This is a genomic window from Kitasatospora sp. NPDC114501 (genome assembly GCF_055633695.1).
This window is the reverse complement of sequence record NZ_JBVKDS010000013.1, coordinates 99,782-123,766: the sequence shown is the minus strand read 5'-3', so window position 1 is coordinate 123,766 and position 23,985 is coordinate 99,782. Positions and strand designations below refer to the sequence as shown.

Here is a 23,985-nt window from a genome sequence, read left to right as displayed (position 1 = left end):
GCGCGGATCCGAACGATCCGAACGATCCGAACGATCACAAGGAAGGCACCATGCCACAGGAAAGCACCACGCCACCGGAAGGCACCGTCTTCGCGCTCTCCCCGTCCCAGGAGATCGTGTGGCTGCACGAGCAGCTGCTCCCCGGCAGCCGCGCGTACAACTCCACCGCGGCCGTCGAGCTGCGCGGCGAGCTGGACGTCCAGGCCCTGGTGGACAGTTGGGAGGAGGTGCTGCGCCGCCACCCCGGGCTCCGGCTGGAGCTCGTCGACCGGGAGGGCGGCCTGCCGGGCCAGCGGGTCAGCGCGAACAGCGTGCCCCGCTTCCGCGAGGTCGACCTCTCGGCGGCCGAGGACCCGGAGGCCGAGTTCGCCGCCCTGGTCCGCTCGGAGGCCGACACACCCCTGGACACGTACGCCGCGCCGCTGGTGCGCTGGTGCCTGGTGCGGATGGGCCGGGACCACCACCGCCTGGTCCACGTCGAGCACCACCTCGTGCACGACGGCCGGTCCTGGGTGATCGCGCTGCGCGACCTGTTCACCCTCTACCGGTGCCGGCTGCTCGGCACGGAGCCCGTGCTGCCGCGGCCGCGCGGCTACCACGAGCACCTCCAGGAGTCGGCCCGCACCGCCGACCTGGCGAAGAGCCTGCACTACTGGCAGGAGGAACTGCGCGGCGCCGCCCACGAGATCGCCCTGCCCGGCCTCGGCCGGCCCGGGGCCGAGCGCCGCCACCACGGCGCCCAGCTGCGCCAGGCCCTCGACCGGCGGCTCGTGGAACGGCTGCACGCGCACTGCGTGACCTCCGGGCACACCCCGTTCACGACCCTGCTCACGCTGTTCGCCGAACTGCTGCGCCGGCACAGCGGCCGCGACGACCTCGTGGTCGGCACGGCCACCGCCAACCGGGGGCCGGGCTGGGAGGAGAGCGTCGGCATGTTCGTGAACACCATCCCGCTGCGCCTGCGGCCGGACCCGGCCGGCCCGGCCGACGAGGCGGTGGACGAGGTCACCGACGTCCTGATGCGCGGCCTGCCCCACCAGGAGGTGCCGGTGCAGGAGCTCACCAAGGCGCTGGGCCTGCACACCGACGGCGCCCGCAACCCGATGTTCAACGTCATGTTCAACGCCCACGACACCCCCCTGCCGGTGATCGACGTGCCGGGCCTGGAGGTGTCGCTCGACGAGGCGTTCACCGCGGGCACCACCCGGAGCTTCGACCTCGACGTGGTCCTGATCCCCCACGAACGCACCATCGGCGCGGACGGCTCCCGTCCGGGGAGCGGGATGACGGCGGTGTGGGACTACGACGCCGACGTGTTCCCCGAGGAGTCGATCCGGCTGCTCGCCGCCAGGTTCGAGGAACTGCTGGAGGGCTACCTGGCCCGCCCCGGCGCCCGGCTGGCCTCGCTGGCCGCCGGCTCCGCCGCGACCTCCGCCGAGTCCGCCGTCGAGTCCGCGGACCCCTCGGACGACCGGGTCGCCGCCCTGGACCCCGCGCGACGGGACGGCACCGCCACCGCACTCGTCAGCGGCGCGCTGACCTGGACGTACGCCGACCTCGACCGCGAAGTGACCTCCCTGGCCGACCGGTTGACCCGCGCGGGCGTCACGGCGGGCCGCCCGGTGGCGGTCGTGCTGCCCCGGGGCGCCGGGAGCGTGGTGGCGCTGCTGGCCTGCCTGCGCACCGGAGCGGTGTACGCGCCGCTGTCGCCGGACGACCCGCGGGACCGGCTGGCCCTGCTGCTCGACCGGCTGCGGCCGGCCCTGGTGCTGGCCACCGCGGACAGCGCCCTCGGCCTGCCCGTCCAGGGGCCGCCGGTGGGCCTGCTGGACGCCGCCGAGTTCCCGTCCGCCGCTCCCGGCCGGTCCGTCGAGGACGCGGCCTACGTCATCCACACCTCCGGCTCGACCGGCACCCCGAAGCCGGTGGCGGTCCCCCGCCGCGCGCTGGACGCCTACCTGGCCGGCATGGGCGAGCGGCTCGCCCTCACGGCCGCGGACCGGGTGCTGGTGTTCGCCAGGCCCTCCTTCGACCAGAACCTGGAGGACGTGCTCGTCACCCTCGCCGCCGGCGCGGCGCTCGTCCTCCCCCAGCGCGAGGTCCCCACCGCCGACGAGCTGGTCGCGGTGCTGGCCGGCCGACAGGTCACCGTCGCCAACCTGCCGGCCAGCTACTTCCTGTCCGTGCGGGGCGAGTTGAGTGCGGCGCGGCGCGACGGCAGGTGGCGCCCGACCACGGTGGTGGTCGGCGGCGAACGGCTGCCCGTCGAGGCGCTGGCCGACTGGGTGCGCCCCGGCACCAGGCTGCTCAACGCCTACGGCGTGACCGAGGCCACCGTCACCTCCGTGACCCACACCGTCACCGCCGACGACCTGGCCCGCGGCGGCGACACCCCGCTGGGCACGGAGATCGACGGCACCCGGGTGCTCGTGCTCGACACCGGCCTGGACCCCCTGCCGGACGGCGCCGTCGGTGAACTGGCCATCGCCGGAGGCACCCTGGCGACCGGCTACCTCGACGACGAGCGGACCACCGCGGAGCGCTTCGTCACCCTGCCGGCCCTGGGCGGGCAGCGGGCCTACCGCACCGGGGACCGCGGCTACCGCGACCCGGCCGGGCGGATCCACTTCCTGGGCCGCCGGGACAACCAGGTGAAGCTCCGGGGGCACCGGATCGAACCGGAGGAGATCGAGGCGGCGGCCTCCGCCGAACTGGGCGGCCGCTCCTGCGCCGTCGTCCTGCACGACGACCCGGTGGCCGGTCCGGTCCTGACCGGCTTCGTGGCGACGGACGGCCCGCTCGACGAACGCGCCCTGCACCGGGCCCTGGCCGGCCGGCTGCCGGCGCCGTTCCTGCCCGCCCGGTGGATCGCCCGGGGCGCCCTGCCCACCCTGCCCGGCGGGAAGCCGGACCGGGCCCGGCTGGCCGCACTGGCGGCCGCGGCCGCGCCGGCCGGGCCCGCCGCCCAGGACACCGGCACCGGCACCGGCACCGGCACCGAGGACGGCACGGGGGACGGCACCGGCTTCGCCGGTCCGGGCGAGTCCCTGCTCGCCGAAGGGTGGCGCGCGGTCCTCGGCCACGACCGGTTCACCGCCGACTCGCACTTCTTCCAGGTCGGCGGGCACTCCCTGCTCGCCGCCCAGCTCGTCGCCTGGCTGGAACCCAGGCTGGGCCACCGGCCGCCGCTGCGCACGGTCTTCCGCAACCCGGTCCTCGCGGACCAGGCCCGCGCCCTGGAGGTGGCCGCGTGATGCCGCAGCCCTCCTCCGTGCTGGAACGCAAGCACCGCGAGATCACCGCCAGTTTCGAGTCCTTCGTGCAGCGCGAACTGGTGCCGCTGGCCGCCGAGATCCCCGAACCGGTGGACGGCCCGCCCCGGGACCTGCGCGACTACGTCCGCAGGCGGTCCGCCACCCTGGGCTTCTACGGCGCCGAGTACCCCGAGTCCATGGGCGGCGCCGGGATGCCGGTCACCGCCCTGGTGCAGCTCCACCACGCCGCCGGGGCGAGCGGCTGCCCGCTCGCCCCGTACGCCCTGGCCGGGCCGGACGGCCCCAGCTGGCTGCTGACGCACGGCACCGCCCGGCAGATCGAGGAGTACCTCGTCCCGATGGTGCGCGGGGAGAAGCTGCGCTGCCTCGCGATGACCGAACCCGGCTCCGGGTCCGACGCCTTCGCGATGGCGACCAAGGCCCGGTGGGACGGTGACGGCTGGGTGCTGAACGGGCGCAAGACCTTCGTCAGCAACGCCGGGCACGCCGACTACGCCATCGTCGTCGCCGACGTGACGGAGGGTCCCACCGGGCACGGCGGCGCCACCGCGTTCGTCATGCCGCTCGACCACCTGGGGCTGCGGCGCGGCCAGCAGTACGCCGGGATGGCCGGGGAGCCGCTGTTCGAGCTGGTCCTCGACGAGGCGCGGCTGCCGATGGCCGCGGTGGTCGGAGAGCTGGACGGCATCGGCTCGGCGGTGGAGTACGCCATGGACAGCCTCGCCTACGGGCGACTGCTGGTCGCCGCCCAGTGCAACGGCATCGCGGAGTTCGCGCTGCGCGAGGCCGTCGGCTTCGCCCGGGAACGCCGGGCGTTCGGCCAGGTCATCGGCGGCTACCAGCACGTGCAGGAGCACCTCGTCACCGGCCGGGCCGGCGTCGAGACCGCCAAGCTGCTCACCCTGGCCTGCGCCGAACTGGTCGACGAGGGACTGGAGAGCGGGGAGAACGCCGCCCTCGCCAAGCTGGTCGCCACCGAGGTCGCCGTGGACGTCGTCGACCGGGCCCTCCAGGTGCACGGAGCCACCGGCTACGTGCGCGGCCACCCCCTGGAGTACCTGTACCGCCACATCCGCATGATGACGATCATCGAAGGGACCTCCGAGGTCCAGAAGGTGATCATCGCTCGCTCCATGGGGCTGGGATGAACGCCCCCGAGACCGGAGGAACCGTGAACCACCGCACCCCGGCGACGCCCCGGCCGGCGACCGCCGACCTCAGCATCGTGACCAGCGACCCGGACACCGCCGGGCCCGCGCTCCCCGACGCGGCGGACCCCGTGCTCGCCGCCTTCGACTCCTGGGCGCGGCTCGCCCCGGAGACCGTGGCCGTGGACGAGCACGGCACCCGGTGGTCCTACGCGGAGGTCGACGCCGCGGCCACCGGACTGGCCGACGCCCTGCGGGAGCGGGTGCGCCCCGGCGACGTGGTGGGCATGTGCCTGGAACGCTCCGCGCTGCTGGTGGCCGCCACCGTCGCGCTCGCCCGGCTGGGCGCGGTCCAGGTGCTGCTCGGCCCGCGGCCCGCCCCGGGGCGGCTGACCGCGCTCGCCGGGAGCCTGCGCCTCGGCTGCCTGCTGGGCGACCCGGGGGACGGGCTGCCGACGGACCGCCGGTCGGTCGAGGTGTCCGGACCCGGCGGCGCCGCGCGACGGCTGGACGTGCGGGTGCCCGTGGCCGGCCCGGGGGCGGAGTCCGGCACCGGCCCCACGGACCTGCCGTCCGGCGCCCGGTACGCCGTGCTGACCTCCGGATCGACCGGGGCGCCGAAGGTCGTCCTGGTCGGCGCCCACTCCCTCGCCCGGGCCGTCGGCTGGTACCGCGGCCGGTCCGGGCTGCGGCCCGGCGAGCGGCAGGGCCTCTTCATGAGCACCGCCTTCGACGCGCACTTCCTGGAGCTGTGGGGCGGGCTGGCCTCGGGCGCCACCCTGGTGGTGGCCCCCGAGGAGGCGCGCAGCGACCCGGCCGCGCTCACCGACTGGTGGAAGCGGTCCGGGCTCACCGCCGCACTGCTGCCCACCCCGCTCGCGGAGACCGTGCTCGACCGTCCCTGGCCGCCGGACCTGCCACTGCGCTACCTGTGCATCGGCGGCGACCGGCTCCGGCGCTGGCCGGGGCCCGACATGACCGCCAGGGCCGACAACGTCTACGGCCCGTCCGAGACCACCATCGCGGCCACCTTCCACCCGCTCGACGGGGAGCCGGCGGACGACCGGTCCGGCCCGCCGCCGATCGGCCGCCCGCTGGGCGGGGCCCGTGCCTTCGTCACCGACGCGGAAGGCTCGGTCCTCGACCGCGGCACACCGGGCGAGCTGTGGATCGCGGGACCGACCCTCGCCCTGGGCTACCTCGACCGGGAGCTCACCGCCCGGCGCTTCCCGGCCGCACCGGAGGAGGCCGGCGGCGGCCGGGCGTACCGGACCGGCGACCGGGCGGTGATGCGCGCGGACGGCGTCCTGGAGTTCCTCGGTCGGGTGGACGACCAGCTCAAGATCAGCGGCGTCCGGATCGAGCCGGCCGAGGTCGAGGGGGCCCTGGAGCGCGACGAGCGGGTGAGCCGGGCCGCCGTGGCCTCGCCCGGCGGCGGCCGGCTGCTGGCCTTCGTCCTGCCCGCGCCCGGCGCCCGCCCCGACGAGGCGGAACTGCTGGCGCTGGCCGCCGAGTGGCTGCCCGCGCAGGCCGTGCCCTCCCGGGTCCGGCTGCTGGACGAACTCCCGTACGACGCCAACGGGAAGGTGGACCGGGCGGCGCTGCTGGCCGAGGACGAACGGCGCTCCGCGGTCGAGGCGGAGGCCGCCGAGGCCGCCGAGGCGGTGGAGGCGTTCCCGGGCGGCGACCGGGCGGCGGCCGCCCGGCGGCGGGTGCTGGAGCGCTGCCGCGCCCTGCTGGGCAATCCCGCGCTGATGCCGCACGACAACTTCATCCGGGCCGGCGGAACCTCGATCGACATCGCCCGGCTGCTCGCGGCCCTGGAGCAGGACACCGGTGTCCGGCTCCGGGCGGCGCAGGTCATGCGCCAGCCGGACCTGGCCGCGGTCGCCGCGATGCTCGACGCCGCGGTGTCCGACGCCGGGACCGCCGACCGGGCCTGACCCCGACCACCCGTCAGGAAGGGAAGACCATGAGTGAGACAAGGCAAGACGTCTGGTACAGCTGGAACGACGCGAGCACGGAACACGGGGCGGAGCACGACGAGGGCGGTGCGGGCGGCGGGGGCACCGCCGGCCTGGTCTTCGACGAGACCCTCCGGGACGGCCTCCAGGCGCCGCACGTCCGCAACCCGACGCCGGAACAGAAGCTCGGCTTCCTGGAGCACATGGTCCGCTCCGGCATCCGGTGCGCGGACCTGGGGTTCCCCGGCTCGGACCCGGCGGCGGCCGAGGAGTGCACGGCCCTGGCCCGGCACATCGCCTCCGCCGGCCTCGACCTGGTCCCCGGCTTCGCGGGGCGCACGCACCCGGCGGACATCGGCGCGATCTGCGAGGTGGGCCAGCGGGCCGGGATCGGCGTCGAGGCGTACGCCTTCATCGGCGTCAGCCCCATCCGGCAGTACGTGGAGGACTGGGACCCGGGGCTGATCGAGCGCGCGATCCGCACGGCGGCCGCCGAGTGCGCCCGTGGCGGGGCGGAGTTCGTCCTCGTGCTGGAGGACACCGTCCGCTGCACCCCGCAGGTGCTCGCCGGCGTGTACGACGTCGCCGTGGAGACCGGCGTGCGGCGGCTGACCCTGTGCGACACGGTGGGAGCCGCCGTCCCCAGGGGCACGGCGGCCCTGATCCGCTGGACCCGCCAGTACTTCGCCGGACGCGGCCACACCGTGGACCTCGAATGGCACGGGCACAACGACCGGGGCCTGGCCCTGGTGAACTCGCTCGTCGCGCTGTCCCTGGGCTGCGCCCGGGTGCACGGCACCGTCCTCGGCATCGGCGAGCGGGCCGGCAACGCGTCGCTCGACCAGATCGTCGTCAACTGCCGCCTGGACGACGGGCACCCGTACGACCTGCGGGCGCTGCGCGGGTACGTCGAGCACGCGGCCCCGCTGCTCGGCGTCGAGATCCCGCAGAACTATCCGGGCATGGGCCGTGACGTCTTCAAGACCAGCGCCGGGGTGCACGCCTCCGCGATCCTCAAGGCCCACCGCAAGGGCGACGAGGCGTTGAAGGACGGCGTCTACGCGGGCGTCCCCGCCCGGCTGCTCGGCCGGGAGCAGGAGGTGCTCGTGGACGCGGCCTCCGGCGCGAGCAGCGTCAAGTACTGGCTGACCACGCACGGTTACCCGGCGGAGGACTCCGACGTGGTCAAGAGGGTGCTGGAGCTGGCCAAGACGCGCCGCACCCCGCTCACCGACGAAGAGATAGGACAGGTCATTGCGACGGGCCACTGACGGGACGCCGCACGCGTCCCCCCGCACGATCGCGTTGCACGGGAACGTGCTGGTCCTCACCGAGGACCCGGAGCTGGTCGCCGGCCAGCTGGCCGGCGGGGGCGGACCGACGCCGCAGCGGCTCCTGCGCGAGCCGCTGCGGAACAACGTCTCCACGGACGAGATCATCCCCGGCTGGTGCTGCTTCTGGTACGACGAACGGCTCGGCGACTACGCGTACCTGGGCCTGCGGGACCGGCGGTTCGGCGAGGGCGCGGTGAAGTCCTTCGCCCCGCAGATCATCGTCAGCGGGGAGGCCAAGGGCTGCGGTTCCTCCCGGGAGCACGCGGTGTACGCGGAGAAGTACGCCGGGACGCAGCTGGTCTTCGCCCGCTCCTTCGAACGGATCTACCAGCAGAACTGCCGCAACGTCGGCATCGTCACCTGCGAGGACTTCGACCTCCTCGCCGCCCTGCTGGCCGGGGAGGAACTGCCGCTGGCGGCCTTCACCGGGAGCGCCAACGACGTCGAGCGCGCGATCATCGACCTCGGCGGGCTGTTCGGCTTCCACCGCCGGGCCGCCGACGGGCACGGCGCCGGGCCGCTGCCCGCGTTCGCCGGGAGCCGGCCGCTCAACATCGTCGAGAAGATCCTCCAGAGCCGGCTCGCGCCCAGGAACCCGGCGCCGGCCGACGGCACGGTCCGGACCGGCGAGTCGTACTTCGTGCGGACGGACGTCAGGTTCTCCCACGAGTACGTGACGCCCATGGCCGCCGGCATGTTCACCCGGGAGTTCGGGGCGGACGCCCCGCTCGCCGACCCGGACTCCTGCTACTTCTTCCAGGACCACCTGTCGCTCGCGGACCAGGTGGTGGCCCGGCGGCCGGGCGGAGCGGACCTGGTCGGCCGGATCCACGACCTCGGTCGCCGGCAGCGGGAGTTCGCCACGGCCGCCGGCGGCCACTTCATCGGCCCCGCCGCCGCCGGCGGGGGCAGCCGGGCCATCTGCCACAACCACATCGTGGAGCACGTCGCCCGCCCCGGGGACGTGATCATCGGTACGGACAGCCACACCTGCACCGCGGGCGCGGTCGGAGCCCTCGCGTTCGGCGTCGGCGCGACCGACATCGCGAGCGCCTGGTACAGCCGGGAGACCCTGGTGAAGGTGCCGGAGGTCCTGCGGATCGAGCTCTCCGGGCGGCTGCCGGAGGGCGTGTGCGCCAAGGACCTCATGCTGGGCCTGCTGGCGCACCCGATGATCGAGGGCAGCCGGACGCTGGGCAAGGTCCTGCTGTTCACCGGTCCGGGATGCTCCGGGCTGAACACCGACGAGCGTGCCACGCTGTGCAACATGGCGGTGGAGGCCGGCGCGATGACCGCCCTCTTCGAACCGGACGAGGTGACGCGCGAGTACCTGGCCGGGCGCCCGGGGGCGTCGGCCCCCGACCGGAAGCTCCTCGGCGGGCCGGTCCTCGACGGGGAGGTCCTCGACGAGGAGGTCCTCGCCTCCGACGAGGGCGCCCACTACAGCGCGGTGGTGGCCGTCGGGCTGGCGGACGTCGAGCCGATGGTCGCGCTGCCCGGGGACCCGCGCAACGCCGTCCCGCTCGGCTCGGTGCGCGAGCCCGTCCCGGTGGACAAGGTGTACGGCGGCTCGTGCACCGGCGGCAAGGCGTACGACATGGACATGTACGCCCAGGTGTTCGCGCTGGCCCGGGACCGGGGCCTGACGGTGCCACCAGGAGTGGAGGCGTACATCCAGGTCGGCAGCGAGTCGGTGATGAGGTACGCCGTCGACCGCGGGTACACCGACCTGTTCGCGGCCGTGGGGGTGCAGGTGCTGCCACCGTCCTGCGGCGCGTGCATCAACGCCGGCCCCGGCGTCTCCGAGCGGCCGGACCAGGTCACCGTCAGTGCCCAGAACCGCAACTTCCCCGGGCGTTCCGGGCCGGGACGGGTCTACCTCGCGTCGCCGTACGTGGTGGCCGCCACGGCGATCGCCGGACGTCTCAGCTCCGTCGAAGCCCTCTTCGGCGACCCCGTCGGGGCCCCGCTCGGCACGGAGCCGCGGTCATGAGGATCGCGGTGGTGCCCGGCGACGGGATCGGCAAGGAGGTCGTCCCGGCGACCCTGCCCGCCCTGACGGCGGTCAGCGAGGCGTTCGGCCTCGGCCTCACGTACGACGTCCTCGACTGGGGCGCGGACCGCTGGCTGGCCACCGGCGTCGGCCTGCCGCCCGGGGCGCTCGACCTCCTCGCCCGGGACTACGGCGCCGTCTACCTGGGGGCGCTCGGCGACCCGCGGATCCCCGACATGGCCCACGGCCGGGACATCCTGCTCGGGCTGCGCCGAGGCCTCGACCTCTGCGTCAACCACCGGCCCATCGTGCTGGAGCACGGCGTCGTCGACCTCTACCGCGAGAACACCCAGGGGCTCTACGCGGGCGTCGGCGGGTCGGTCGCCCGGTCGGGGGCCGTCACGGTGGCGATCGACGAGTGCGTCTACACCCGGGAGACCGTCGAGTCGTTCGTCCGCTTCTGCCTGGCCCGGCTGCACGCCGCCGGACGCCGCAAGGCCACCCTGGTGCACAAGTCCAACGCGGTGCCGAACACCGGGCGCCTCTGGCAGGACGTCTTCCGCAGGGAACTCCGCGCCTTCCCCGGCCTGGCCGGCTCCGAGGAGTACGCGGACTCGTTCTGCTACCACCTGGTGCGCGACCCGGCCCGGTACGAGGGGGTGCTCGCCCCCAACCTCTTCGGGGACGTCATCAGCGACATCGGCGCCGCCCTGGCCGGCGGGCTCGGCCTCGCGCCGAGCGCCAGCATCTGCCCGGACACCGGGTTCGCGCTGTTCGAACCCGTCCACGGCAGCGCGCCCGACATCGCCGGAACGGGAACGGCCAACCCCTACGGCGCGGCGATGTCCCTGGTCCTCCTGCTGGAGCACGCCGGCCACCGGGCCGCGGCCGAGGTGTTCCGCTCCTGCCTGGTGGAGGCCGCCGCCGGACCGGCCGCGACGCCCGACCTCGGCGGCAGCGGCACCACCCGGCGGTTCATGGCCGAGGTGACGGCGCTGCTCGAACGGCGCCTGCCGGCCGCACCGCCCGCGGCCGCCGGCCCGGGCACCTCCTGACGGCGGAACGACGAGACGACGAACGGAGCGTCATGACACCCCCTTCGGCACGCGTGCCGCCACCCGACCCGGTGGAGCCGCCCGTCCTGGCCGGCGGGTCGGCCATCCACGAGGCCCTCGCCCTCACCGGCAGGCCCGACGTGATCTCCTTCGCCGGCGGACTCCCCGCCTCGGAGCTGATCGACGCCGACAACCTCCGCGGCGCCTACGACCGGGTGCTGAGCGAGTCCCCGGGCCGGGTCCTGCAGTACGCCGGCTCGGACGGCGACCCCGAGCTGCGCGGGGCGATCGCCGCCCGGCTCTCCCGGCACGGCCTGCCGACCCGCCCGGACGACCTGCTGATCACCACCGGGGCGCAGCAGGCCCTGGCCCTGCTGGCCACCACGCTGCTGCGCCCCGGGGACGTGGTGGCCGTGGAGGACCCCACCTACCTCGCGGCCCTGCAGTGCTTCGCCTACACGGGCGCGAAGGTCGTGCCCGTCCCCTCGGACGACGGGGGGATCGTCGTCGAGGCGCTGGAGCGGGTGGTCGCCACCGCGCGGCCCCGGCTGCTGTACCTCGTCCCCACGTTCCGGAACCCCACGGGGCAGACCATGGCAGCCGACCGCCGGAGGGCGGTGGCGCGCCTCGCGGCGGAACACGGGTTCCGGATCGTGGAGGACGACCCGTACCGCGAACTGCGCTTCCGCGGCGACCCGGTGCCGTGGATCGCCTCGCAGCCGGAGGCGGCGGACCGGACCGCGCTGCTGGGCAGCCTGTCCAAGACCGTCGCACCGGGTCTGCGGCTGGGCTGGCTCCGCGCACCGGGGACGCTGCGCCGTGCCTGCCTGTTGGCGAAGCAGGCGCTCGACCTGCACTCCTCGACCGTCGACCAGGCCGCCGCCGCGCGGTACCTGGCGGACCACGACCTGGACGCGCACCTGGTGTCGGTCCGCGCGGCGTACCGGGAGCGCTGTGCGACGATGCTGGCCGCGCTCCCGAGGGTGCTGCCGGCGGGCAGCACCTGGAGCCGGCCGGACGGCGGGATGTTCGTCTGGGCCCGGCTGCCGGCCGGTCACGACACCGGCGCGCTGCTGCGCGACGCCGTCGCCCAGGGGGTCGCCTACCTGCCGGGCGCACCCTTCCACGCCGGTCCCGCGGACCCGGGGACGATGCGGCTGTCCTTCGCCGCCCACCGCCCCGAGGTGATCGAGGAGGGACTCGGCCGGCTCGCCGACGTGCTCGCCGGTACGGGCTGAGCCGCGTCCCCGTCCGCGCCCCCGGTCCCCCGCCGCCTGAGTCGCGGCAGGGGGCCGGGGGTTCGGTGTGTGACGCGCGCTGACGAAAGGCCGTCGTCCCGGCTGCCGCACCGGCACCCGGGCGGCAGGGAAACGTCACTGTTCGGACACAGGGGGACTCCTAGTGTGCGGATCACGCGGTGCCGGAGGACACATCCCGCACCCGCCCACCGTGTGACAGGGGACCAGGATGACTCAGCGACCGACGGCCGCCATGACCACCACGACCGTCACGGCCACCACGGCCACCACGCGCCGTACGACCGCGACCCGGTCGGACCTCCTCGGCGCGATCATGAGAGAGCACCGGGACGCCCTCCTGGCCTACGCGGAGCGGATGACCGGGGACCACGGGCTCGCCGAGGACATCGTCCAGGAGACCGCCGTACGCGCCTGGCGGAACATCGACCGCCTCGTCGGCCTGGAGGGCTCGGTGCGCGGCTGGCTCTTCACCGTCACCCGGCACCTGGTGATCGACTCGGTCCGCCGACCGCACGCCCGCCGGGAGGTGGTGGGCTGGTCGCACGAGGAGCCGTCCGTACGGCGGGAGGCCGCCGACGCGGTGCGCGACGGCACCGAATCGGTGCACGACGTGCTGCTGGCCCGGCTGTTGCTGCGGCGGCTGTCGCCGGAGCACCGCGCCGTCCTGGTCCACATCTACCTGTGCGACCGCACCATCCAGGAGACCGCCGGCATCCTCGGGGTGCCGCTCGGGACGGTGAAGTCCCGTCAGCACCACGCGCTGCGCCGGTTACGGGCCGTGGCCGGGCCCAGGGCCGCCTGAACCGACGCGCCCCGGAGGGTCAGGGCGTCGCGAACCGGGCGCCCGGATCCAGTGCGGTGGTGAGGCGTTGACGGAGGGCGGCGGCCCCGGGGCCGCCGCCCGCCTCCCGTAGGAGCGCCGCCAGGGCGGGCCGCTCGGCCGCGATCCACCGGGCGGCGCCCGTCCGGTCGTCGAACCGCTGGGGGCGGACCCCGGCCCTCGGGGGTGGCAGCGGCACACCGCCGTCGCGGTCGCCCCCGCCCTCGCGCCCGCCGTCGCCGTGCGGCACGAGCAGGGCGGTCGCGGCGTCCGCGCTGTGCAGGTAGTGCTCGGACAGCCGGGCCCGGGCCTCGGCCAGGGCCTCGTCCCCGTCCACGCAGTGGGCCAGCTCCGCCGCGCGACCGCGCAGCAGCCCGTGGCAGGCGTACCGGCCGGGAACCCGTTCCACCGCCATGCTGCGGTCCACGAGTTCGGCCAGGTGCACCCGGGCCGACCATGGGTGGGTACCGGACAGACTGGTGACGACGGGCAGCGAGAAATCCGGCCCCGGGTACAGGCTGAGCAGGCGGAACAGGGCCGCGGCGCCGCTGCTCAGCGTGTCGTAGCTGCGGGAGAAGACGCTGCGGAGGTCGGTGCGGGCGTCGTGGCTGGAGAAGGCCACCAGGCTGTCCCGGTTGTCGCGGAGCTCCTGGGCGAGCGCGCCGAGCGGGAAGTCGGGGCGCGTCAGGGCGCGTGCGGCGACCACGGCCAGGGCCAGCGGCAGTCCGCCGCACAGCCCGACGATCTCCTCCGCCGCCGCCCGCGCGTCCGCGATCCGATCCGCGCCCAACCGGTGTTCGAGCAGTTCCAGGCCCTCCGGCCCGGTCATCGGAGCCAGTGCCAGCAGCCTGGCGTCGTCGGTGACGGCCAGCCCCTCCAGTCGGCTGCGACTGGTGACGATCGTCAGGGATCCAGCGGCGCCGGACAGCAGCGGACGCACCTGCTCGCAGTCCCTGGCGTCGTCCAGGACGATCAGCAGCCGACGGCCGGCCAGCGTCCCGCGGTAGAGGGCGGCCAGATCCGCCGTGCTCGCGGGCTCCGGGTCCGGGCGTGCGCCGAGCGCGCCGAGCACCTCGGTCATCGCGGCGGCCGGGGTGAGCGGCGGCTGTGCGGTGTGGTGCCCGCGGAGGTCGACGTGGATCTGCCCGTCGGGGAAGCGCCCGGCGACCAGGTGCGCCCAGTGCAGGGCCAGCGTCGACTTCCCCACGCCGGCCATCCCGCAGACGGCCACGGTGGTGGGCGGCGGGGCCTGCCCGCCCTCCGGGGTGAGCGCCTCCAGGCAGTGGTCGAGGACCTGCCGGCGGCCGGCGAAGGGCAGGTGCACCGGGGGCAGTCGTGCGGGCCGCACCGCCGGAGCGGCGGCCCGGTCCGGCCCGTCCGCCGGCCGTGCGGCCTGCCGGCGCAGCACCTGCTGCCGGGCGGCACGCAGACCGGGCCCCGGCTCGACCCCCAGTTCGTCGGCCAGGGTGCGCCGGATGCTGTCGAACTGCTGGAGCGCCTCGACCTGGCGCCCGGTCGCCGCCAGCGCGGCGACGATCCGGGCGTGCAGCGCCTCGTCGAACGGGTGGCAGTCGACGGCCCGGCGCAGCGCCGTCAGGACCTCGTCGGTCAGCGCGGGCGCCGAGGCGAGGACCACGTCGGCGGCCTCCTTGACGGTCGCGACGTACTCGTGCCCCGCCGCGGTGAACAGCGGGTGCTGCGCCACGGACGTGCCGGCCGCGATGGTCGGCCCGTGCCACAGGCCCAGTGCCGCCACGAAGTCCTGCGCGCCCAGCTCGGCGGCGCCGGAGCGGACGGCCTGCTGCGCCTGCGCGCGCAGGGCGCGGAAGCGGAGCAGGTCCGAGGCGGAGGTGTCCACCAGCAGCCGGTACCCGTCCGCGGCCCGCACGAGGTGCTCCGCCTCGGTGCGGCTGCGCAGGCCCGGCTCCAGCGTCCGGCGCAGCGCGCCGATGTGACGGTGCACCACGTTGACGGCGCTGGGCGGCGGATCGTCGTCCCAGAGGATGTCCACGGCCTCGCTCAGGGTGATCGGCCCGGGCGCCCGGAGCAGCAGCAGCGCGAGCAGCGCCATGCGCTTGGGAGGCCCCAGTTCCAGCTCCGTGGTGCCGCGCGTGGCCCGCACGGCGCCGAGGATCGAGTAGCGGACCGGTGCGTCCATCTCGGGTTGACCTCGCAGTCCTTCCACGTCCCGCCGGTGTGAGCAGCACCCCTGCATAACCATTCTGGGGGGTTACTCATTCGTGACCGTCTCACCCCCCGGCACCCACTGTCAAGCCGCCCTCCGCCGCCGAGGTCCGCACCGGTGCACCGGCCGAGCGGCCGTGCGACGGGCTCCGCCTCCGACGTGATCGCCGGTAGGCTGCCCACCATGGGCACGTTCGAGGAAGTCAACGAGGTCGTCCGGGAAGCGGAGAGCCAACTCGCGGACGGCACCTGGAAGCTCGTCGTCAGGGACTCGTCCCTCGCGGCGCAGACGGCCGAAACCCTGCGGGAGGCCGTCGGCCCCGCCGACCAGCAACAGCGGTTGCCCCGGATCGACCGCCTCGCCGCCCTGCGCGAGGCCGTCGCCGCCCTCGCCCTGACCGTCGCCCGCACCCACGGCCACCTCGCCTGGTTCCTCGCCCGGTGCGCCAGCGCCCTCACCCCGGTCCTGCGCTGGCGCGCCCTCGACGCGCCGGAGGGCCGCACCTTCGGCACCGTCCTGCCCAGCGTCGATGAACTCGTCGACGCCGAAGCCGCCATCCGCCGTCTCACGGCGGTACTCATCCGCATCGGCCAGGACGCCTGATCTCGGACGCGGCCGCGGTCCTCGGCCCGGCGGTGGCTTCGCGGGCGACGGCGTACCCGACACCCGACGGACCTGAACGCCACCCGCCGAGCGGGCCTGGGCGGCCGGTGACAGCCGCCCGCGCCGCAGCCCTCGGCTACCCGTTCCGGCGAAGGAGGTCGGGGAGGGCGAGCCGGGACGAGACGCCGAGTCTGCGGTAGCCGCGGGACAGGTGGGTCTTTACCGTGCGGCGGCTGAGGAAGGGCTGCCCGGCCATCTCGCGGGTGCGCAGCCCTGCCGCGGCCGGCTCGGCGATCTCCCGTTCGCGGTCGCCGAGCAGCCCGAGGGGGTGGAGGCGCCGGTCCGCCGACAGTTCGGCGCGCATCCGGGTGACCTGCTTCTCCACGAGCAGCGCTGCGTGGGTGCGCGCGATCGTCCCGGCCGTGTCGAGACGGCCGCAGGCCTCGGCCGGGCCGAGGGCCTCGTGGAAGGAGCGGGCCCTGATCGACGCGGCGATCGCCCGCACCGGGGGCGACACCGCCGAGGCGGCCGTCCTGGCCTGCCTGCGCTCCGGCCCGGCGGTCTCCACGCCCTGGCTTCGCCACCGCAATCCCCCACGACCCGGCATCCCCGCTCGCCCGCCTCCTCGCGGCGGGCACCCTCGCACCCCACCCCCGCCTCCCGGGCACCCTGGTCCACCCCGAGGCCCTGGCGGTCCTGGACGCCCCCCTACGCCCGTGACCGACCACGCGGTCGCGGCCCCGCCGCCGGCGCCGCCTCGGACGTCTCGTCAGAGGCGGCGCCGAAGCACCAGTGGCGAACAGCCCCGACATCACCCCATCAAGTCCGGTGGAGGTCTTCCTCGGCGCAGCACCGGGCCGGTCACCGGATCGGTGGGAGTCGTTCGACCGGGGTTCCGGCGGTCACGGATCAGGCAGTTCCCTCCGCCTCGGTGGGACCGCCGACGGCGACGGACGACTCGTCGGAGCGCCACGCCGCAGCGGTCAGAGCGGTGGCGCCCATCGCCGCGAAGCCCGCGAGCGCGTAGAGCGTCAGGACGACGACCGCGCACCAGAAGAAGCCGACATCGGCCCAGGAGATGTCGTCGGAGCCGAAGAGCGCGAGCAGGCCGTAGACGAGCGTCGCGAAGACGGCGAACAACAAGAGCAGCCCCGCCGAAAGGGCCGGCAGGACGGCGGGCAGGACACCGAGCACCGAGGTCGTCTCCCGGTTGCCGGTGACGGTCAACGCGTACGCCGCCACCAGGAGCAGCGAGCAGCCGACGGTGTAGTAGCCGTTGACGCCGCCCCATCGGAGCAGATCGTGCAGGTCGCCGACCGGCGCGCCGCCGAACATGGAGCGCACGTTGGCGACGAGCACACTGATGAAGAAGTACGTCCCTACGAGCCACAGGGCCTGGAGGACGAGGACCGCCAGGGTCGTCAGGCTCGCGTAGAGCTTCTGGTGTCCCGGGATGCGGCCCAGGTGACGAGCGCTGAAGCGGACGGCGGCCACGACGGTGCGGCCACCAGCCCGGGCCGCCCGGTAGCCCTCCCGCCCCGCCAAATACCACATCCGCACCGCGATAAGGGTCGCGGCGACGGTGGCGGCCACGCTGCCGACGCCGAACCACGAGGTGAGGACGTCACTGACGACATCCCAGAACTGGGGGGCACCGGGCAGGAGGCTGTCGTTGTCGGCGAGGGTCGTCACCTGGATCTCCACACATCGATTCGGGGTCCGTCCGCAGACGGCCGGATCATCGGCTCGCGGTCGGCCGGCCGCGGCCGGGTCGTCCACCACGCGGCGGTGCGGCTGCCATCGCGGCGGAACGGACCCCGATCGTACGGCTCATGGTTCGCAGCTTCAGCTCCCTGTCGGCGTCGATCGCGTCCTCGAGCAACAACCGGTGCGCTTGCTCCGCCGCTTCCTCCCAGCGAGCCGGCTCCCGCCGTGATCGTGGTCATCCTCCCGGTGGTCCGATCGCCGCGCCTGAGCCCGGAGGCGCCGGTCCTGGCGACCCATCGTCGCCCGACGCCCAACCCGCCGCCCCGCGCCGCCGGCTGTGGAGGGCGGGCAGAGGTGGTGCTGCGGCAGGGAGTCGGGGTGCCTCAGCGAGGCCGGGGCGAGTGCGCGCCGGCCGGCCGCCCTCGGTGAGCAGGCCGAACGACGCCGCGGACGCGATCGGACGCTCATCACGGGCTGCCGCGAAAACGGAGCCGGCCGGCTCCGGCAGACTCGTGCCGATCCCGACAACCAGCACGCCAGGTCGCATCTGACTGCCGAGCAATGCTCAGTCTCGTCCTGGCTGGTCTTCGGAGGAGGCCTTCGTAACGTTCGGCCGGACGACGACTACTGGGCAGAAGGCGTGCTGGACGCACTTGTGACTCGTCGACCCGAGTAGCCCCCCGGTGAATCCACCGTGTCCGTGACTGCCGACGACGAGCAGACCGGCCTCGCGGGACTGCTCCACCAGCACCTCGGCAGCGTTCCCCGGCAGGACGGTCTGCCGTACGGGTACCGGCGATGTGCTGGGAAGCGCCTCGGCGACTGCTTCGGCGAGGGTCTTCCGGGCAGCCTCCTCATGGTCGGTGTCCTTCGGGTGCACCATCCAGCCGTACATGCTCGGCGGCTGCCAGCAAGCCACCGCGTCCACAACACCGTCTGTGAGACGCGCCATGTCGACCGCCCAGCCCAGCGCGCGAACCGAGGAAGACGAGCCGTCGACCCCGACGACGATTCGCCGTTCTTGAACGGACTGTCCGTCCATCTTTCTCACCGCCTGCCATACCGATGCCGGTGGCACCCACCGGGCCGCTTCGACTCCTACCTCCAGTCTCCTCCCCGGAGTTGGTAGCGCGTGATCCCGGACTTGGGCGTGGCCTTCGGACAGCTCACGCCGGCTGGTTCGGGTCGGCGACCAGGGACGACCGGCACTCGACCGCCCGTGGGCCGGCCGTCGGGAGTCAGCCGCGTCGCTTCGGCCCGTGCACGAGGCAGCTTGTGCTCGGTGATGGCCGCAGCAGGCACGCTCGGTCCGGTGAGCAGGGCTTCCACCGGGTGCACGTGCTCGCGCCGACCCCGGGCGTGGGACTGCGTGCCCGCATGGTGCACGTGGGCCACGAGGACGGCGAGACCCAGGGCTGCGAGCAGCAGCACTGGAGTGGCCGGCGCGAGACGGCGGCGTACCCGGTCGACGGACCGGGTCAGCTCGTTACGGCCGGTGCCCGGGACCGGTGTCATCCGTCGCCGTCGTGGCGGCCGGCCGTCGGGTGCTCCCCGTACCGGCCTCCTGTGCATGGGACTCCCTACCCGGCTGATGTGATCACTGCTCGAGGCTTCCTGCTTCCGTGGTCGGGGTTTCGCCCGGAGACGCCGGCGGGCCCATCGCCGCGCGTCAGTGGCTGCCGGCGAGTTCGCCGCTGAGCTTGCCGTGGAGGTCGGCGCTGGGGTCGTTGAGGCCGATGATCTCGACGCTCTTGCCGCGCTGCTTGTACTTGGTCTCGACGGCGTCGAGGGCGGCGACGGAGGAGGCGTCCCAGATGTGGGCGTCGGTGAGGTCGATGACGACCTTGTCGGCGTCGGTGGCGTAGTCGAACTGTCCGACGAGGTCGTTCGAGGAGGCGAAGAACAGCTCCCCGGTCACCCGGTACACCACGCTCGCGCCGTCGGGGTCGGTGACGGCGGCGACGTGCGCGAGATGGGCGACACGCTTGGCGAAGATGACCGTCGCGGTGACGGAGCCGACGACGACGCCGATGGCGAGGTTGGAGGTGGCGACCACGCAGGCGACGGTGATCACCATGACGGCGATCTCCCCGGCCGGCATCCGCTTGAGGGTCTTCGGCGCGATGGAGTGCCAGTCGAAGGTGGCGAAGGACACCATCACCATGACGGCGACCAGGGCGGCCATGGGGATGTCGGAGACGATCGGACCGAAGACGATGCACAGGACCATCAGGAACGCGCCCGCAAGGAAGGTGGACAGGCGGGTACGGGCGCCGGACACCTTGACGTTGATCATGGTCTGGCCGATCATCGCGCAGCCGCCCATGCCGCCGAAGAACCCGGTGACGATGTTGGCGACGCCCTGGCCGATCGACTCGCGGGTCTTGTTCGAGCGAGTGTCGGTGATGTCGTCGACCAGCTTGGCGGTCATCAGCGACTCCATCAGCCCGACCAGCGCCATCGCGACCGCGTACGGAGCGATGATCGTCAAGGTGTGCGGGGTGAACGGCACGTCGGGCAGGCCCGGCACCGGCAGGGAGGACGGCAGCTTGCCCTTGTCACCCACCGTCGGCACCGCGATACCGGCGGCGACCGCGATGACGGTCAGGATGACGATGGAGACCAGCGGCGCCGGAATCACCGTCGTGAGCCTGGGGAAGAACACCATGAGCGCGAGGCCGCCGATGATCAGCGGGTAGACCGGCCACGGGACGTCGTGCATCTCGGGGACCTGTGCCATGAAGATCAGGATGGCGAGGGCGTTGACGAAGCCGACCATCACCGAGCGCGGCACGAACCGCATCAGCTTCGCGACGCCGAGCGCACCGAGCGCGATCTGGATGGCGCCGGCCAGGATGACGGCGGCGACCAGGTAGCCGAAGCCGTGCGCGCGGTTGAGCGGGCCGATGACCAGTGCGACCGCGCCGGTCGCGGCGGAGATCATCGCGCGGCGGCCGCCGACGATCGAGATGGTCACGGCCATGGTGAACGAGGCGAACAGGCCGACTGCGGGTTCGACCCCGGCGATGATCGAGAACGAGATCGCCTCCGGGATCAGCGCGAGCGCGACCACCAGGCCGGCCAGCACCTCGGAGCGCCAGACCTTCGGGTTGTTCAGCCAGTCGGGGCGAAGGCCGCGCAGGCGCGCGGCGGGAGAGACAGCGGCAGTGGACAAGGGAAGTGGATACCTGTCGTGCTCGGGCGCGGCCGGCAGGGCGCGCGGAACAGAGGGCACGGAATGCCGACGGCGACATCCCGCGGATCGCCCGAAGTGGCGGGCGGAAGTCCGAGAAGCGAGCGAGGCCCGCAGGGCCGGTCAGCTCACGGTGGTCCGGTACGTCACGGGGGACAGGCGGCGGCGCGGAGCACCTGGGGCATGCGCACGCTGTTTCTCCTGCTCAACGGGTCCGAGGAGCTTCGTTGGCCCTACGGTCGGACAGCCCGCCGCGACGGCAGGCCGAGCGGTGGGCAGGGCAATCCTGGTGCCGCTCCCGCACTTCCCGAACTGTACCCTAACGTGAGGGTAGAGATCGCTGGGGTCGTCGGGCCCCGGGGACACCGCACGGACGAGAAGGCCGAGGGCGACGGGCGTGGCATCCGAGCACATGCAGATCGGCGAGGTCGCCGCGCGCACCGAGCTGTCCCTGCGCACGATCCGGCACTACGAGGAAGCGGGCCTGGTGGTGCCCTCCGCCCGCTCCCAAGGCGGATTCCGTCTCTACACGGAGGGGGACGTCGCCCGCCTGATGGTGATCCGCCGGATGAAACCGCTCGGGTTCACCCTCGACCAGATGCGCGACCTGCTGGAGGCCACCGACCTCCTCGACGCCGACGAGGCCGTCGAGGCTGCGGAGCGGGAGAAGCTGCTGGAGCGGGTGCGCGGCTACGAACGGGCCGCCGCCGACCGTATCGCGGACCTGCGTGTCCAGCTGTCCCGCGCCGAGGACTTCGCCGCCACCCTGCAAGCCCGCCTGCGTGCAGCCGGGGATCCCCCGCCGGTGCCGTGACACCGACCGTGCTTCGGCGAACACGCCGAGCCGCCGGGACAGCCGCACGTTGCTCTCGGAAGGCAGAGTCGCTGCGGTGCCGACCCCGTCCCTCACAGGTGCTCGGTGACGTCTGCGAGCAGGGTGGCCTTCGACTTGGAGCCGGTGTGCATGTGCCGAAGCTCGGTTACACGTGGGTCTCGGTCTTCTGCTGGAGGCGTTCGTAGGGCGTCCGGCCGCCGAGAGCGCCGTGGGGGCGGTGGAAGTTGTAGTAGTCCTCCCGTTCCCGGAGTTTGTCGTTGAGAACGCCGATGTCGTCGCCGACGGCACCGACCCGCATCAAGCCCTCCCCCTTCTGCTCGGTTCTGGCGACCAGATGCGGCGCCAGACTCCGCATGCCCCGGCGGTCCCCGGCGAAAGCGGGAAAGTCCGTTGTCGTCAGCGCGGCTTCGTCGCCCCGCCTGGGGTTGGCGGTGATCGCGGGTTCGTTGTCGAGGATGCGTACTGCTCGCCGGTGACGCCGGTGACGCTGGTCCGCCGTGGTCGCTGAGGTCGGCTTGCCGGGCGGGGCGGGACGGCGGCCGGTGGGGCGTTACGACCGGTCAGGCCCGTTGCGGACAACGGCTCCGCACCGACTGATGCCGGCGGGTTTCGTCGGCGAGCCTCACTCGTCCGTGTTGTCCAGCGGCGAAGCGGATGGCCGAAGTCCGTATGCCTGGCAGGGTGTTGGCCGGGCAGGGGCCCGGGCGCCGTCCGGCAGGCATGCGGGGCGCCGGTGATGCGAAGGGTGGTCGCAGTGCTGCGCGAGGGAATGACGACGGAACTGGCGCCGGTGGCGGTGCGGGTGCACCGACCGGGGGTCCGCACGGTCCGCCCGATCCTGGACACGATGCCGATGTCGTTCCTGTGGGTGCCGACCGCCGGAGCCGGCTCCCCGGTGGACCGTCACCAGCAGGACGTGCGGCAGAAGCTGGAGGCCGGCCATCAGGGCGGCGGCCCGGGGTGGCGGTACGACCCGGAGGCCCGGCTGGCCGAGGCACTGGCCGATCCGGCGGCCCTCGGGGAGCGGTTCGCACCGTGGACGCGGGCCTGCGCGGAGATGGCCCGGACCGGTCGCGGACTGCTGGCGGAGGTCCGCGACGTGCGCGAGAACAGGGCTGCGGATGCCCGGGTCGGGCTGCGCCGGGTGGCGGTCGGCCGTGACCGGGTGGGCGAGATCCACGCCCGCGGACAGGCGGGCGCCAACGCGGGACGGTCCACCAAGTCGAAGCTGGGCACCTGCCCCGCCTCCCCCTGGCGGGCGGTCACCGACACCTTCGGCCTGGCCGGGGCCGCCGCCTACCCGAACATCGCCGTGGGGTGCTGGTGGATGGCGCTGCTCAGCGCGGACCACCGGGACTGGCGGCAGCACTACATCGCCCTGCTCGACCACGCGTTCTACTTCGAGTACAACGTCGACCGGGTGAACGGCGGCCGGACGGTGCGGGAACTGGAACTGCTGTGGGACATGCCCGGGCTCGAGGCCGAACTCCGGGCCCGCCGTCTCCACATGGCCTGCGAGATGGCCTACTTCGACACCAAGCGCCGCAACGAGGCGGAGCACCAGGGCGCGCGCACCGACGGCCGGTCAGCCTGGGTCTACGCCGACCGCGACAGCTGGCGGGACTCCAAGGCGTCCGACAGCGGCATCTTCGGCCACTACCTGTCCTTCCCCGCGGGCACCGCGGGCCGCGACGACATGATGGTCACCGGCCTGGTCAACGACTGGGTCGACCTCGGGCCGGACCTCCGCCACGAGGAGAGCGGGCAGAGCGTACTGGCCCTCACCCGAGGCTCGATCGTCCAGGACGACCTGCTCGACTGCTACGAGCGCACCGTGTGGATGATGAACGCACAACTGACGCCGCGCGGCTACGTCAAGAGCGGCCGGTACAGCTCCGCCGCGCTCACCGTCGCCACCTGCGTGTGGCAGATGTGCAACCACCGGCAAGACCTCTGGCGGTACTTCGCCCTCGCACCCGACCTGTGCGAGGCCGCCGCCGGGCGCGACCTGTACGCGGCCGGGCAGCTCGCCGACTGCTACACACCATCGCTCGTCCCGAGCACACCGTCAGGGGCCGACCGTGTCACGGCGCCGCGCCGGCCACTACGGTACGACGTGCTGGTCGACGGCGCCCGGCACCGGGGCGAGCTCGACGTGCACAAGGCCCTGGCCGACGGCGTCGAGGGCGGCGTGCTGCCGATGCTGCTGGTCGAGTACGGCTTGGTCGTCCCGCTGCTGCTCCGCGACGGCCGCATCGACGCAGATACGTTCCTGCGCCACATGGACCGCACCTACTGCGACCACTTCGCCGCAGTCGTCCGCAGCGGTCACGTCACCGGCTTCTCGCCCGACTACGCCGCGGCCGTGGTGGCACTGGTGATGGAGCAGTGGTGGCACGGCATCTGGTTCGCCATCGGGGCGGGCAGCCTGATCGAGGCCCAGCCCGACCTGGTCGCCGCCGACCGCAGCCACTGAACCGCCCCAGCTTCCCCGCGGTACCAGCTGCGGGGGCCGCGGCAACGGCACCCAGGCCGCGGCCATCGGCTACCGCTCCGGCCGCGGCCTCACGGCACTGCGGCCGTTGCCGCCGGGTCCATAGACGCTCTGCCACCG

16 protein-coding genes and 1 pseudogene are annotated in these 23,985 nt (G+C 74.0%); 11 read left to right on the top strand and 6 right to left on the bottom strand.

Going from position 1 to position 23,985, the window contains the following annotated elements; genetic code table 11:
- Positions 1 to 50 precede the first annotated feature (50 nt).
- The 8 genes from ACZ7RU_RS24410 (at position 51) to ACZ7RU_RS24375 (ending at position 12,830) form a co-directional block, all read left to right on the top strand.
- Entirely contained in the window at positions 51 to 3,254 is a 3,204-nt protein-coding gene (locus ACZ7RU_RS24410; RefSeq protein WP_470343078.1) for a non-ribosomal peptide synthetase, read from the top strand.
- Positions 3,254 to 4,423, top strand: a complete 1,170-nt coding sequence (locus ACZ7RU_RS24405; protein WP_470343077.1) for an acyl-CoA dehydrogenase family protein — start codon at positions 3,254 to 3,256, stop codon at positions 4,421 to 4,423. Before ACZ7RU_RS24410 ends, ACZ7RU_RS24405 begins: the two co-directional genes overlap by 1 nt.
- A gap of 23 nt (positions 4,424 to 4,446) precedes the next feature.
- A complete protein-coding gene (locus ACZ7RU_RS24400; RefSeq protein WP_470343076.1) occupies positions 4,447 to 6,366 on the top strand; it encodes a non-ribosomal peptide synthetase in 1,920 nt (639 codons plus the stop codon).
- Positions 6,367 to 6,395: 29 nt separating this feature from the next.
- Complete coding sequence (locus ACZ7RU_RS24395) at positions 6,396 to 7,658, top strand: LeuA family protein (RefSeq protein WP_470343075.1); 1,263 nt, start codon at positions 6,396 to 6,398, stop codon at positions 7,656 to 7,658.
- A 34-nt stretch (positions 7,659 to 7,692) separates the two neighbouring features.
- Entirely contained in the window at positions 7,693 to 9,714 is a 2,022-nt protein-coding gene (locus ACZ7RU_RS24390; protein ID WP_470343074.1) for an aconitase family protein, read from the top strand.
- On the top strand, positions 9,711 to 10,769 hold the full coding sequence (locus ACZ7RU_RS24385; RefSeq protein ID WP_470343073.1) for an isocitrate/isopropylmalate family dehydrogenase: 1,059 nt from the start codon (positions 9,711 to 9,713) through the stop codon (positions 10,767 to 10,769). The genes ACZ7RU_RS24390 and ACZ7RU_RS24385 overlap by 4 nt, the downstream gene beginning before the upstream one ends.
- 32 nt (positions 10,770 to 10,801) lie before the next feature.
- Positions 10,802 to 12,007, top strand: a complete 1,206-nt coding sequence (locus tag ACZ7RU_RS24380; protein ID WP_470343072.1) for an aminotransferase-like domain-containing protein — start codon at positions 10,802 to 10,804, stop codon at positions 12,005 to 12,007.
- 229 nt (positions 12,008 to 12,236) lie between these two features.
- Positions 12,237 to 12,830 carry a sigma-70 family RNA polymerase sigma factor gene (locus ACZ7RU_RS24375; RefSeq protein WP_470343071.1) on the top strand — a complete coding sequence of 198 codons (594 nt, stop codon included), beginning with the start codon at positions 12,237 to 12,239 and terminating at the stop codon, positions 12,828 to 12,830.
- Positions 12,831 to 12,849: 19 nt separating this feature from the next.
- Here ACZ7RU_RS24375 and ACZ7RU_RS24370 read toward each other — a convergent pair whose 3' ends face one another.
- A complete protein-coding gene (locus tag ACZ7RU_RS24370) occupies positions 12,850 to 15,006 on the bottom strand; it encodes an AfsR/SARP family transcriptional regulator (RefSeq protein ID WP_470343070.1) in 2,157 nt (718 codons plus the stop codon).
- Positions 15,007 to 15,216: 210 nt separating this feature from the next.
- Here ACZ7RU_RS24370 and ACZ7RU_RS24365 point away from each other — a divergent pair, with 210 nt between their 5' ends.
- Positions 15,217 to 15,636, top strand: a complete 420-nt coding sequence (locus ACZ7RU_RS24365; protein WP_470343069.1) for a hypothetical protein — start codon at positions 15,217 to 15,219, stop codon at positions 15,634 to 15,636.
- 136 nt (positions 15,637 to 15,772) lie between these two features.
- Here ACZ7RU_RS24365 and ACZ7RU_RS24360 read toward each other — a convergent pair whose 3' ends face one another.
- The 4 genes from ACZ7RU_RS24360 to ACZ7RU_RS24345 all read right to left on the bottom strand — a co-directional run bounded on the left by ACZ7RU_RS24360 (position 15,773) and on the right by ACZ7RU_RS24345 (position 20,518).
- On the bottom strand, positions 15,773 to 16,204 hold the full coding sequence (locus tag ACZ7RU_RS24360) for a helix-turn-helix transcriptional regulator (RefSeq protein ID WP_470343068.1): 432 nt from the start codon (positions 16,202 to 16,204) through the stop codon (positions 15,773 to 15,775).
- A 341-nt stretch (positions 16,205 to 16,545) separates the two neighbouring features.
- Positions 16,546 to 17,328, bottom strand: coding sequence for a hypothetical protein (locus ACZ7RU_RS24355; protein ID WP_470343067.1), 783 nt, complete (start codon positions 17,326 to 17,328; stop codon positions 16,546 to 16,548).
- A gap of 580 nt (positions 17,329 to 17,908) precedes the next feature.
- Positions 17,909 to 18,385: a universal stress protein gene (locus tag ACZ7RU_RS24350; protein ID WP_470343066.1), complete on the bottom strand. Its 477-nt coding sequence runs from the start codon at positions 18,383 to 18,385 to the stop codon at positions 17,909 to 17,911.
- A 627-nt stretch (positions 18,386 to 19,012) separates the two neighbouring features.
- Complete coding sequence (locus tag ACZ7RU_RS24345; protein WP_470343065.1) at positions 19,013 to 20,518, bottom strand: SulP family inorganic anion transporter; 1,506 nt, start codon at positions 20,516 to 20,518, stop codon at positions 19,013 to 19,015.
- A gap of 430 nt (positions 20,519 to 20,948) precedes the next feature.
- On the opposite strand from ACZ7RU_RS24345, the gene ACZ7RU_RS24340 reads away from it, so the two are divergent.
- Positions 20,949 to 21,350, top strand: a complete 402-nt coding sequence (locus tag ACZ7RU_RS24340) for a MerR family transcriptional regulator (protein ID WP_470343179.1) — start codon at positions 20,949 to 20,951, stop codon at positions 21,348 to 21,350.
- Positions 21,351 to 21,516: 166 nt separating this feature from the next.
- On the opposite strand, the pseudogene ACZ7RU_RS24335 reads toward ACZ7RU_RS24340, so the two are convergent.
- A pseudogene (locus tag ACZ7RU_RS24335) lies at positions 21,517 to 21,660 on the bottom strand (IS481 family transposase); the annotation flags it as partial.
- Positions 21,661 to 22,125: 465 nt separating this feature from the next.
- Between ACZ7RU_RS24335 and ACZ7RU_RS24330 the strand changes: the two are divergent.
- A complete protein-coding gene (locus tag ACZ7RU_RS24330) occupies positions 22,126 to 23,847 on the top strand; it encodes a hypothetical protein (protein WP_470343064.1) in 1,722 nt (573 codons plus the stop codon).
- The last annotated feature ends 138 nt before the right edge of the window (positions 23,848 to 23,985 follow it).

Excerpts from the sequence above, each read along its gene's own strand:
- ACZ7RU_RS24410 (WP_470343078.1), top strand. The coding sequence starts at position 51 with ATGCCACAGGAAAGCACCACGCCACCGGAAGGCACCGTCTTCGCGCTC.
- ACZ7RU_RS24405 (WP_470343077.1), top strand. The coding sequence starts at position 3,254 with ATGCCGCAGCCCTCCTCCGTGCTGGAACGCAAGCACCGCGAGATCACC.
- ACZ7RU_RS24395 (WP_470343075.1), top strand. The coding sequence starts at position 6,396 with ATGAGTGAGACAAGGCAAGACGTCTGGTACAGCTGGAACGACGCGAGC.
- ACZ7RU_RS24385 (WP_470343073.1), top strand. The coding sequence starts at position 9,711 with ATGAGGATCGCGGTGGTGCCCGGCGACGGGATCGGCAAGGAGGTCGTC.
- ACZ7RU_RS24380 (WP_470343072.1), top strand. The coding sequence starts at position 10,802 with ATGACACCCCCTTCGGCACGCGTGCCGCCACCCGACCCGGTGGAGCCG.
- ACZ7RU_RS24375 (WP_470343071.1), top strand. The coding sequence starts at position 12,237 with ATGACTCAGCGACCGACGGCCGCCATGACCACCACGACCGTCACGGCC.
- ACZ7RU_RS24370 (WP_470343070.1), bottom strand. The coding sequence starts at position 15,006 with ATGGACGCACCGGTCCGCTACTCGATCCTCGGCGCCGTGCGGGCCACG.
- ACZ7RU_RS24365 (WP_470343069.1), top strand. The coding sequence starts at position 15,217 with ATGGGCACGTTCGAGGAAGTCAACGAGGTCGTCCGGGAAGCGGAGAGC.
- ACZ7RU_RS24350 (WP_470343066.1), bottom strand. The coding sequence starts at position 18,385 with ATGGACGGACAGTCCGTTCAAGAACGGCGAATCGTCGTCGGGGTCGAC.
- ACZ7RU_RS24340 (WP_470343179.1), top strand. The coding sequence starts at position 20,949 with ATGCAGATCGGCGAGGTCGCCGCGCGCACCGAGCTGTCCCTGCGCACG.